Below are 11,245 nucleotides of genomic sequence, written 5' to 3'. Positions count from 1 at the left end.
TATTTAATATCACAAAAGGTTATTGCCTGTTCAAGGCTTTTTAACCTCCTTGGAAGGACGCTGCTTTTTCATATTACCATTGCGAGGGTAGTGTCCGAAATAATCCCTTGAAGAGTTCAGAAAAGATTGCTTCGGAAAAGACCCTCGCAATGACAGACCGGGGAATCGTTCTTCTGTTGATGATATGTTTGGTTTCATCATTTGGATACTAAGGACTAAAGGGACAACCCGAACCTTTACCAAACTTAAAAATTTTTTCTTCTCCCTTCGTAAACCTTTTTTCCATTCCTGAAGACATTTGAAATTCTATATCTCCTTTCTGCTTTTCAGAAAGAAGCAACCACTCTTTTTCAGGAAGAATCGCAGAGAACCTTTGTATATCCTCTGCTCCATGAATAAAAAGGATGGTAGCCAGAACTCCCGCTTCTTCTGCCGTGCCAGCCATAGCCGTAACGGCCAAATTCCCATTCTTAACCGGTTTTCCTGTCTTTGGATTAATAAAGTGCAGAGAAAATCTATCCTGCACCGTGGTATACCTTGGATAATCAGCGACGAATGCAACGCCCCGATCAACCAACTGCAAAGAACCTATCACGGAGTTTTCTTTTACCGGATGAAGAATTCCTACTTTCCACGAATTTTTCTCAGAAGGCGGTTCTATCATGCGGGTAATACTTCCGTAGTTTATACAAACCTTGCTTACCCCTGATTCCTTGAAAAGCTCTAAGGCCCTGTCTACTGCATATCCTCTGATAACAGGTCCCAGGTCTATCTTTGTCTGCTTATGAGTAAAAGAAATTAACTTGTCATTGTCATCTATCTCGATATTTTTATAAGAAACTGCCTGAAGAAGTGATAGAAGCTTATCTTCCCTTACCTCTTTCAAGGTGCCCTTGTAAATTCCCCAACGCTCTAGTAACGGAGATACCGTTATATCAAAGGCGCCTTCAGTAAGCTGGGCGTATTCATAACAGCGTTTAATGACTCCCAAAACCTCTTTATCACAGGAAAAAGTGTTTTTCCGGCCTTCTTATTTAACGCCTTCAGTTCCCTCTTAAAGAGCCTCTCAATACGCTCTATTTCCTGGAAGGCTTTATGCGCCAGAGAAAAAAATTGTTTTTCACTCTCCACCTCAGCGGCTACTACTGCTTTTACGCCCTCAATAATTTTTGCTGTAGTAAACATCTGTTTGTAAGACCCTTGCATGGTTAAAAACCTCCTGCGGCTGACCTCATGCCCACGGGTCTCCCGATAGATCATTACCGCCACATCAAGGATCTTCCCCTGTGTATCTGTGCTGAGAATCCAGGTGATGGGATGAAAACAACCCATCTCTTCTGTAATTATGGCATAACGATCTATCACATTCCCTTTTTTACCGAAATAGACCTGAAAGGCTGTTTCCAGATCTCGTCTCTTCAATAATCCCTGTATGTACTCTCTTCCTTTTGGAGTAAGAACAAGAAATTCGGATTCTATAGAATCGCAACCAGCAAAAACCTTAGCTAAGGCTTCTTCTTCCTCCATGAATACTTGAAATTGATAATTTTCCGGCGGTTCCTCCTCTTCAAGCAGGGATTGCCCTACAGACAGGTTTAAAGGAAATGCAAAAGTAATGAGTAAAAGAATGAAAAAGAAGAACTTTTTTACAACCATAATTCTTGAGACTCCTTCTATTGATACGACTTTTATTTTTCCATGGATTTTGCCAACGCTTCTTTTACCTGCTTTTCTATCCATATCGTTATATTCTCATGAGGCAGCAAGGTTTTACCATTGAAGATATAGGTAAGCCCTTTTAGTGCTTCAACAATCTCATTTTCTACACCGCCGGAGGAAAGTAAGTGCGGGATGATAATAACCCTTCCATCCTCCCTACTTGCTTTTACCATTGTTCTCAGCTTATAAATTGCCTTGTCTTTAATCTCTTTCGGGGCATCGCTTCTCCATGTAGCAACCTCAACTTCCTTAAATCCTCCTCTTTCACGGACATACCCGGCGAGTTTTTGCATATCATCCAGCCAAAGCTTATTCTCGCTTTCATCATTAGGCCCATGTCCAACCAGGATAACGGTTTCTTTCACCGGATTCTTACTTAACTCACGAGATCTTTCCAAAAGGATCTCTGCCACAAAAGGACTATCATTAAGAGCTTCTGTCATAGAAAACCTTAGCTTACTCTCTAAACGGGGTAAGGATTTAACGTCTGTAGTGTTGGGTAATTCTTTTTGCAGACCGAGGATGTAGCGGGAATTACCTATAATTGGACTGTGAGAAGAGATGAACAGTGGAACTACTATTACCCTGGAAATACCCTTTTCTTCTAATTTGCGAACCGCTTCCTTTATAGTCTCCGGATCAGCCATACCAAAGGCCACTTCTAACGGATACGTATCTTTGAGTGGCTTGACGGCTTCTAAAACAGAGGCATTCCACGATGGGATTTCTTCCGGGGGCTGTTCTCCATGAACGTGACCCGCTCCTTGCTCTCCATGCCCATGATGCGCCCCGTGCGCAAGAACCAGCACCCCGATGGTTTTTGGCTGTACCACTGCTGATAGTGCTTTTTCTTCTGTACAGGAGACTTGATCAGAACTTTGCGCATTATGTAATCCCTTTTTTCCCTCCTGACCCAAGATTGAGGGAACGTGTAAAAGACCTATAACGAGCAACATGAGAGATAGAATGTTCCAAAAAGTAAATCTTTCCATTCCTTATTCCTCCTTGTCAAAAATCTTTTAAGAGGAGAGACTATCCCACGGGTCATTGCGAGGGTCTTGTCCGAAGCAATCCTTTGCATGCTTCAGAAGGGATTGCTTCGGACAAGACCCTCGCAATGACATTTTAGGGAATCCATAACGTTCCCTATACCAGCATACAACCAAAGACTCAACTTGCACCATATTTTGTTCGGTTTCATCTCCTGGATGCTATAAATACACCTAATTCCTGGATAACATGCCGTGTTCCGTGATACACACGGCATGTTATGGTTTTTTTGACAACTCCACAATTACTGAGAAACTTTGTTTCGGGAGACTATACAAGTAAGAGCCTATCCGAAAACCTCTTGTGAAGTATATTCTTTCTGTAGCTGATAGGGGTTTTCGGACAGGCTCCAGATACTCTTTGATTTGTAAGAATGCAGCTTTTATACCAAAGAACCTTTGTCTCTTACTGCTTCAATACATTCTTCGGACAGAACGGGTATGTGCCTTGTTTGTGCTTCCTTTATTATTTGGTTGAGAGATAACGAGTAAGGGGCATCTTTTCCCAATATCACCAAGTCTACAAACGGCACAAAGGCAATTGTTGCCACATCTAAATCTCCACTATTTTTTGCAGAGTAGAAATGGATAGTCGTTATCCCAGAATTCTCAAGTTTTTGTACCATACCGATGAGTCTCTCAAGACTGCTGATTATCATTGCTGACATAATTTACCTCTTTTCATCCTGTTCTTTTTATCATGTATCAAGTATATTTATAGGGTCTCAGTGTACGAGCAGATACAATAACTGTTGCGGCGTTATGGGCAAGAGCTGAAAAGATAGGGCTTATCATTCCTCCTATGCCAAGTCCTATCAGGGCCGTATTGATTCCTATAATATATCGAAAATTCCTTTGAATACGGGACATGGCATCCTGAGCGATCTTCCTTGCCTCGATAATTCCATCAAGCCCCCTCTCCAGGAGCAAGATATCGCATGTCGCCTTTGCAATATCTGCACCATGCTTCATAGATATACCAACATCTGCAAGGGAAATAGCGGGGGAGTCATTGATGCCGTCTCCAACCATTGCAACTACGTAACCTTTACTTTTCAGGTCTCTCACTACTGTTGTCTTTCCTTCAGGAAGAACTTGTGCATAGTATTCATCTATTCCAAGTTTTTCTGCCACATTCCGTGCGGCAGCCTCATGGTCACCGGTAAGCATAATGATCCGTTCTATCCCCAAATCCTTAAGCATATTGAGAAACATGTGCGAATCTGCTCGTATACGGTCTTCAATAACTATGATACCTGCAAGCTCATTTTCCATAGCTACATAAAGCAATGAATATCCCTTATCCACAAAATTTTTTATTACGCGTTCTTCACATTCCACATGAATCCTGTTGTCTTCGTGTATAAAATGTTTGCTTCCCACCAGTATCCTTCTCCCTTTAATCTTCGATGCAATACCATGAGCAAGGATATACTCCACTTCCGCATGTTTCTCCTCATGAACAATGCCTTCTTCCTCTGCCTTTTTAACTACAGCAGTAGCTACCGGATGAGGAAAATGTTCTTCCACGCATGCTACATTTTTTAACAGATATTCCCGGCTAAAACCGCTAAAGGGGAGAAGATCAAAAACCTTTGGTTTTGCCTCAGTAAGGGTTCCTGTTTTATCAAAAACAAAGACATTTGCATCTGCTAGTTTCTCTACAAATTTACCGCCTTTTATGAGAATACCGCGCCTCGACGCAGCTATCATTGCGGACATAATCGTTAACGGCGTTGATAATTTCAGGGCGCATGAGTAATCTATCAGCAGTACTGAAATCGCCTTTAATGGATTCCTGGTAAGGAGATAGGTTACTCCACTCAGTAGGAAACTATAAGGAACTATCCTGTTTGCAAGCCTTTCTGCATAGTTTTGCACATCCGCTTTTAGACCTTCTGATTCTTCAATCACCTTAATTACTTTAGAAACCCTTGTTTCATCACCAACTCTTATAGCTTGTATTATCAAAGAACCTTCTTCCAGTACAGTACCTGCGTAAACCATCAATCCTGCATTTTTAGGGACAGGAAATGGTTCACCGGTGATCGATGATTGATTTACCAGCGCCACGCCCTCCGCAACCATACCATCCACGGGAATACTACTCCCTGCCCTTACAACGACAAGATCGCCTGCCATTACCTCTTTTACATGAATCCTTAATTCCCAGCCGTTCCTCTTTACCCATGCCCAATCGTCCCGCCACTCGAACATGCTTGCAAGACTCTCCCTTGATTTTTGCCGTATCCTCTCCTCAAGATAGTCGCCAACCTTCAAAAAGAAGGTGATAATGCTTGTTGCAAGATAATCTCTTCGGATTAATGATATGCCAATAGCTGTAGAATCAAGGGTATCTACATTTAAGCGCCTGTTCAGAACTGCCCTGAGGCCTTTTTTCAAGATAGGTATGGCGCCATACAAAGAGATTAACGGCGCTAGTACGGGAGGTATAACAGGTCTCATAATGAAGAGAGTCCCCGCCAATACTACAATCTTTTTTTTCCGTTCAAGCATAGTGTGCTTTGCCTTCCCTTTTCTCTCAAAGGGTATGGGTATTTCTTGTATTGTCTTCAACACAGTATCCCTTACAGTCCTGCTGCCATTGTGATGAATAAGCAGACTTCCCGTTCGGTAATGAAAGGATACCTTATGAACTCCCTCAATAGGTGAAAATAGTCCCTCTATCCGGGAATTATCAGGAATATGCCTTTTAGGCAGGGAGAGACATATCTTTACCCTTTGAGGGAGTTCATGGATAACACGGTAATGCATTACTTCTTTTCTTTCTCCTCTGAGAGTCTTTGAAGTATGTGTTCTATTCTCTCGAGCCGGGTTTCCGTTTCTTGTTTCTCCTTAATTCTTGAAAAAAAATACGTTCCGAGGAACACCGCTGTAGCGCCACTCAAGATGTTTAAAACCGAGCCAAAATACATTCCTGTTCTGCCAATAATATGCATGTTATACCTCCTCTTTTTTAAGTTTTTGCCTTAAAACCTCTTCTACTTTTTGTTCTACTCTCCGAAGTATATCTTCCTCCTTTTTCGCTATATGTGCTGTTAATTCAGCATCTTTTTGATATTCATGTTTTGCTTCTGCTACGATGTCTTCTACATCCTCTTTCACCTTCTCATACTTTGTTGCCAGCCACTCACTAAACGTAAAGCCTTCCTTTACAGCTCCAACTGCTACGGGCCTTATTTTCTTTGAGAACTTACCGAACCCAACAACTGCAAGGGCGCCAAGCGCACCGCTTCCCAATAACCAAAGACTTCGCTTGCTGATAAAATAACCCTCTCTCTGTTTTCCTCCTTCATTATGCCGCCTCTCCTTATACGTTCCTTCTTCATTTTTGTTATCTTTATCTCTTCCCTTTCCTTCAACCTTTTCTTCCATAAAGATCTCCTTGTACAGAACCAACCTGATATTACGCCTGTCATTTTGCTTCAAAGCAAAGAATCTTACCTGGCGTGTAGAAATTCGGACATCGCAGATCTGCGTGTTTTGCAAACCATAGTAGGTCGCCAGTCGCCATCAGAAGACAATTTTTGCCCGGATGTACAGAGATTTCAATCCTGTAGGGCAACCCTTTAGGGCTATATGCATCAAACTAAAATAGGAATTTTCATTTTCTGTAAGCGGTTTTCAGGGTGGCACGGACTGTACAGACGTATAATAATGCGTCTGTACAGTCCGTGTTGCCGTCTTTAACTTGATGTATATGCCCTTTAGGTCTGCTATCCCAGGTAAAGATTCAGGCGGGAAAGCAAGGCTAAGGCCTCGCCCTACATCAGCTTTTTTCTAAAAACCGAATTATTACGAGATCTTCCATGTAATTTTCAGTAATTACATTAATTCTTTCCTATAATTCCCTTTATTGCTATTGGGACCAGAATATTTAACGGCTTTGGTAAAAACGCATGTGCAACAGCCTCTACTAACGGATGCTTTGCAACGTTTGCAATATTTATCAATGATACCCTTGAATCCTTTTTCTCTGCAAATGACGAATCTTTGGTTACCCTGTTCTCAGAATCCTCACAATCCTTACACTCCTGTATGGTGCGATCAATATATTGTATTAAGGTCTGTCGGTTAATTTGTTTTTCATCAAACCTGACCAGGATTCTTCCTGTTCTGTGATTAACAATTACCTCTACTGATCCTTTTAAATAATTTATAATGCATTCCTGCAAATATCTGCAGGCATACATCTTTCCCATGAGATAGGTATTCTCATATCTTATCCTCCCTGGTAGAATACTTAAGGGCGACATTTTACTCTCCTTATACAAGCAAAAATCCTTTTAAATGTATCGCAAATATTGCGCCGCGATAACCTCAAATATAGAAAAAAAGCAACTTTCCTATAAACATTTTATGAATTTCCTATACATTCAATGAGTCCCCTCAGTCTGCTTAAAGAAATTTAAGGGGTTCGCAAAGCGACTGAGAGGGCTCTTAAGAAATTAAGTTTTGAACTAATCAATCAAATGATATTAATTAAGACTCAGTCTCAATAAGATAAATAAAAAAAGATCGTATGTCAATATAAAATAAAAAAATTTCACAAACCCATACCGTTGTAATCTCATAGTAATTCCCCCGATCTCCCTTTTGAAAAGAGGAAATACGGTAAACAATTTTAAAGTTTATATAGCTCTATCAGTTCAGTCATTTAGCCCGTACACAATACAGGAAACAGGCAGCTTATGGATAAGCAATCTGCTCCAATAGTAGAGGATGCCATTGGATTGACAGATTTTTTTGTCCGTTCCTGTCTTCTTTCCCACCACCCCATATTGCTATATTAAAATATGTTTTCCCTCCAGGAACAAACTGTATATCATCATGATTCTTGGTAATTAATGAACGATACATGATTACCGTCCAGACCCCATTCTTATATTTACTACATCCATTCACGTCCTGATGTTCTTGCGTGGTAAGGGTGCCAAAACCTTCTGCATTTAAATCCTCTACCACCATTCCCCGACTTAACTCAGAAAGCAGATTATGAGCGGCTCTTCCACCCGATACATGTTCTACGCTTGTCATTGATTCCTGATAATCAAAGGAAATGCCTTATCCTGTTTTTGAAGTGCGATTTTAACTCCCTTTGCATGTTTAAATGCACCCTTCAATGACCCCACGTCCATGCGAGAAGATTTGTGAATCTTTCTATATTTCACAGTCAGAACCTCTTTTGCCGGAATAAGCTCATCTTCACTTATTCCTTTGATTCCCGGTGTCGTTTTCTCAACAGCAGCAGATATTGTTACATAAAGAAAGGCAAAACTTAAAAAGAGTACACCGTATTTTATGAATGATATATAATTATTTCTCATTTTTTTCTTCTTGTGTATCTATCTATTATTTATTGCGAGGGTTTTATCCGAGGCAACCTCATAATCCCCCTTGATCCCCCTTTAGAAAAGGGGGAGACGAATAAGTGTTTTAGAAAAGTGAGAAATTAGAAAGCCTTATCACATGGGGAATACAGGGATTGTTAATTCCTTTTCCTATTTCCCAAAAGAAAGCAATATCCATATTTCCCCTTTTTTAAAGGGGATTAAGATGTTTCCATCAATCCTCCTTTACAACAACATGATATTACCTTTTTGTACAACCCTTATCCATAACACCCTTGCAATCCAGCATGAGTTTGAGTAACTACAAAATTTCTACAGTAAATAGCCTTCCTAAAATGCTATCATCATACCCAGTCTGTAGGTATCGTCAAAAAGGGGCATCTGCGGAGCATCTCCATCTGCAAGGGCGGCGCCAACAAGGAATTTTATATTAGCCCGAAGAAGCACAGTAATATCAGCACTGTAGCGGTTAAAGCTCTTGAGGTCACCCACATCGTACGATGGGTTCATGTTCTCAAAACGAACAGCCGGAATAACCCACGGCAATGCTACCCATCGTAACTCAGCAGTATAGAGACTGGCATCAAAGTTACTGCCGCTTTCACTCCCTATGGTTACATCACTTTCTGTACTGTCTTTAAAAAATGTAGCAGCCCCAAAGAGGTTAAAATTCCACCAGTAGAAATCAGCCTCTGTACCATATCGCCAGAAATGGTTTCCATTGGAGTGAAAACCTGTTCCCGCAACCGGATCATTAAAGAATCCATTATCTACTCTATAAAAAAACCGGAAAGCGTCAGAGATGTCTCCTGCCAGTTCTCAGGAACTGTCTCCGACTCCTCTACTGCACCACCCCCAGCACCCCCATACCCCCGATTTTATATCCAATACGGGCATAAAAGTCCTTGCTGTTATTTATGTCAAATACATTATCAGCTTCTTTCAAAAAGAACCGGGCTATAGACACTGAAGAGGCGCTCCACTGCAGTCCCGCTGGATTCAAGCGGACCTGAGTTCTCGAAGAGCGCCACAGCACCAAACCATAAAAGACTCTCTCATAAAGCACAAAAGTACAAACCTCAAAAAGATCTTCACCTTCTCTCCTTTCTGATACTTCAGAGGCCTAACATACGTATATGCAGGGTGGCATGGATAAACTTGTTTGTCCATCTCATCCTAGTTAAAAACGGCGCTGCAATTAATGACCGCTATCAACGGGATTTTTCTGCTGTGGTGTAAGCTGGCTAATCCAGTTTTCTACCTCTGCAGAGAGAACGCCAGTGCCAGCCAATTCAACCGTAGGCTGTATCCAACCATCATGGGTTATGGGCAGTGGTTTGATCCCTTGCCCGCCAGTCCCGTCAGTTACCCCTGCATCCTTACTTCCATTTGTAAGCAGGATTGTACCTACGACTGCGGCATCAGGACCTTTTCCATCATTGTTGGGATCCGGGTCTATTATGGCCAGAACGTTAGCAAACTGACTTGTTACATAAGCATAATACCCACCTCCTAACTTAGCACCCCAGTTCACCCCATGAGTACCACCAGGAGTTGGCAGGTATGCCACGATCTCGTCTGTGGCGGTATCAATAATTACCACATAATCAGTTGAATTGCTTTTTGCATTCGGCACCGTGGTGAGCGACAGGATAGCGGTAGCTACAAACCTTTCACCGGAGCTTACAGGTGTTTGAATTGGTACCTGTAAGGTATGAAGGATATCCTTTCCCGTCTGCCCATCCGGCGTCACCGTCACTGGTATATTCTTAAGTATCTGCATTGCATCAACATCAATAACCGTTACATAACCGGATACAGCATTGGCAACATACGCTTTGCTTATTCCATTGACATGGCACTCCCCAACGGCAAGCGGCATCTGGATCACACTCCGGAGCGGATCATCGGAATCTTGTACAAATTCCTTCAGGACATTACCCGTAAAGGCATCCAGGATACTGATAGAACCAGCCACACCCATTCCTTTAAACACATTAGGAACAACCATTCGGTCTCCACGGCCGCATGTTAACCAATGGCCGTGAGGGTGATTTCTGCCCTCACCGGTAGGCTCTTCATCAATAATCTTCAATCCGTCAACACCATCCTCTACCTTCACAAAATTATTCTCAGCGCTCAGAGGTACGGTTAGTATCCCTCTTTCAGATGAACCAGGTGTAGGAATGGTAACAATGTGGGTAGGTGCTTCACCCACATCGATACTTTGTAAGATTTTACCGGTTTGACGGTCAATTTTGTTAATCCATGTGCCGAACCAGTTCGTATTGTAGACCGTATCTAAGGTAAAATTGGCCCACATATTATGAGGGTTGTTCCATTTACCTCCGGCTGTCAGACCATTAATCTCCCTCTCCACTGCAAAGGTCTTTGCATCCACTACGGTAATAGTGCCAGGTTTGGGCGTACCTTTTTCATCTCTTTGTTTAGCTACGCGCTCAAATTGGGTATTAATCCATATCTCCCCCACACCCGGGGTTTTGGGAATTATCTGATCGGTTGATTTACGAATATCCCACTTGGCTGCCTTATCTGTATCCGTAGGGGCAACGGGACGAAGAACTGATAGAACGGTATTAGCAGGAAGTGAGGCAGCTCCGAGATGTCCAATGAAAGGTAAAGAATCAGCCGTAACATCAGGGATATTCCCATTGGCATCCTTTACAGCCACAATACCAGTCATATAAGGGTGGACTTTGCAAATAAATACATACACACCTGGTACGTCAAAAGTGGCAGAGATCGTTCCGCTTTTCGATTGATCCTGATCTACGATAAGTTTTGAATTCCTGGGTTTAATAAGAAGTGTGACAGTATGCCGGGTGTTGGTGCAGCAACCATCGATCTTAAAGTCAACCCTCTCGCCACGCTTGATAATAGAAACCGGGGTGCCGTTATTCCGGCTCTTAAACCAATTGCCTGGATCATCAGTAAGATTCATAATGTCCGCTGAGCCCGCATAGGCAACATGTGTTACATGACAAACTAGTATAACGTTTCATTAAAACATCGACAATTAGTTTGTTAAAAATTCAAATTTGCGCCATCGGTGCACCACGGGTTGCTCATTGATTTCTTGTACCC

13 protein-coding genes are annotated in these 11,245 nt (G+C 42.0%); all 13 read right to left on the bottom strand.

What is annotated here, in order from left to right:
* Positions 1–208: 208 nt before the first annotated feature.
* Positions 209–991 carry an FAD:protein FMN transferase gene (locus FBQ94_RS16895; RefSeq protein WP_083849338.1) on the bottom strand — a complete coding sequence of 261 codons (783 nt, stop codon included), beginning with the start codon at positions 989–991 and terminating at the stop codon, positions 209–211.
* Entirely contained in the window at positions 931–1,740 is an 810-nt protein-coding gene (locus tag FBQ94_RS16890) for a hypothetical protein (RefSeq protein ID WP_040544631.1), read from the bottom strand. Before FBQ94_RS16890 ends, FBQ94_RS16895 begins: the two co-directional genes overlap by 61 nt.
* Complete coding sequence (locus tag FBQ94_RS16885) at positions 1,689–2,711, bottom strand: sirohydrochlorin chelatase (RefSeq protein ID WP_007223307.1); 1,023 nt, start codon at positions 2,709–2,711, stop codon at positions 1,689–1,691. The genes FBQ94_RS16890 and FBQ94_RS16885 overlap by 52 nt, the downstream gene beginning before the upstream one ends.
* Before the next feature lie 440 nt (positions 2,712–3,151).
* Complete coding sequence (locus tag FBQ94_RS16880) at positions 3,152–3,436, bottom strand: hypothetical protein (RefSeq protein WP_007223308.1); 285 nt, start codon at positions 3,434–3,436, stop codon at positions 3,152–3,154.
* A 37-nt stretch (positions 3,437–3,473) separates the two neighbouring features.
* Entirely contained in the window at positions 3,474–5,543 is a 2,070-nt protein-coding gene (locus FBQ94_RS16875) for a heavy metal translocating P-type ATPase (protein WP_007223309.1), read from the bottom strand.
* Positions 5,543–5,728 (bottom strand): hypothetical protein, encoded by a 186-nt coding sequence (locus tag FBQ94_RS16870; RefSeq protein WP_007223310.1) that lies wholly within the window; start codon positions 5,726–5,728, stop codon positions 5,543–5,545. Before FBQ94_RS16870 ends, FBQ94_RS16875 begins: the two co-directional genes overlap by 1 nt.
* Before the next feature lies 1 nt (position 5,729).
* A complete protein-coding gene (locus FBQ94_RS16865) occupies positions 5,730–6,164 on the bottom strand; it encodes a hypothetical protein (protein WP_007223311.1) in 435 nt (144 codons plus the stop codon).
* Positions 6,165–6,619: 455 nt separating this feature from the next.
* A complete protein-coding gene (locus FBQ94_RS16860; protein ID WP_007223312.1) occupies positions 6,620–7,045 on the bottom strand; it encodes an HMA2 domain-containing protein in 426 nt (141 codons plus the stop codon).
* A gap of 433 nt (positions 7,046–7,478) precedes the next feature.
* Complete coding sequence (locus FBQ94_RS16855; protein WP_007223313.1) at positions 7,479–7,826, bottom strand: ethylbenzene dehydrogenase-related protein; 348 nt, start codon at positions 7,824–7,826, stop codon at positions 7,479–7,481.
* Positions 7,823–8,116: a hypothetical protein gene (locus FBQ94_RS16850; protein ID WP_007223314.1), complete on the bottom strand. Its 294-nt coding sequence runs from the start codon at positions 8,114–8,116 to the stop codon at positions 7,823–7,825. Before FBQ94_RS16850 ends, FBQ94_RS16855 begins: the two co-directional genes overlap by 4 nt.
* Before the next feature lie 354 nt (positions 8,117–8,470).
* Positions 8,471–8,686, bottom strand: coding sequence for a hypothetical protein (locus FBQ94_RS16845; RefSeq protein WP_007223316.1), 216 nt, complete (start codon positions 8,684–8,686; stop codon positions 8,471–8,473).
* Between the two features lie 295 nt (positions 8,687–8,981).
* Positions 8,982–9,206 (bottom strand): hypothetical protein, encoded by a 225-nt coding sequence (locus tag FBQ94_RS16840; RefSeq protein WP_040544636.1) that lies wholly within the window; start codon positions 9,204–9,206, stop codon positions 8,982–8,984.
* A 132-nt stretch (positions 9,207–9,338) separates the two neighbouring features.
* The gene (locus FBQ94_RS16835; protein WP_007223317.1) at positions 9,339–11,102 is read right to left on the bottom strand and encodes a hypothetical protein; all 1,764 of its coding nucleotides are present in this window, start codon (positions 11,100–11,102) and stop codon (positions 9,339–9,341) included.
* Positions 11,103–11,245 lie beyond the last annotated feature (143 nt).

It is taken from the genome of Candidatus Jettenia sp. AMX1 (assembly GCF_030263775.1).
Classification (GTDB): Bacteria; Planctomycetota; Brocadiia; order Brocadiales; family Brocadiaceae; genus Jettenia; species Jettenia caeni.
Note: the sequence above shows the minus strand (reverse complement) of the source record. Positions and strands in the feature narration are given on the sequence as shown.

Coding starts and splice junctions, on each gene's coding strand:
- FBQ94_RS16890 (WP_040544631.1), bottom strand. CDS start 1,740: ATGGATAGAAAAGCAGGTAAAAGAAGCGTTGGCAAAATCCATGGAAAA.
- FBQ94_RS16885 (WP_007223307.1), bottom strand. CDS start 2,711: ATGGAAAGATTTACTTTTTGGAACATTCTATCTCTCATGTTGCTCGTT.
- FBQ94_RS16880 (WP_007223308.1), bottom strand. CDS start 3,436: ATGTCAGCAATGATAATCAGCAGTCTTGAGAGACTCATCGGTATGGTA.
- FBQ94_RS16875 (WP_007223309.1), bottom strand. CDS start 5,543: ATGCATTACCGTGTTATCCATGAACTCCCTCAAAGGGTAAAGATATGT.
- FBQ94_RS16870 (WP_007223310.1), bottom strand. CDS start 5,728: ATGCATATTATTGGCAGAACAGGAATGTATTTTGGCTCGGTTTTAAAC.
- FBQ94_RS16865 (WP_007223311.1), bottom strand. CDS start 6,164: ATGGAAGAAAAGGTTGAAGGAAAGGGAAGAGATAAAGATAACAAAAAT.
- FBQ94_RS16860 (WP_007223312.1), bottom strand. CDS start 7,045: ATGTCGCCCTTAAGTATTCTACCAGGGAGGATAAGATATGAGAATACC.
- FBQ94_RS16855 (WP_007223313.1), bottom strand. CDS start 7,826: ATGACAAGCGTAGAACATGTATCGGGTGGAAGAGCCGCTCATAATCTG.
- FBQ94_RS16850 (WP_007223314.1), bottom strand. CDS start 8,116: ATGAGAAATAATTATATATCATTCATAAAATACGGTGTACTCTTTTTA.
- FBQ94_RS16835 (WP_007223317.1), bottom strand. CDS start 11,102: ATGAATCTTACTGATGATCCAGGCAATTGGTTTAAGAGCCGGAATAAC.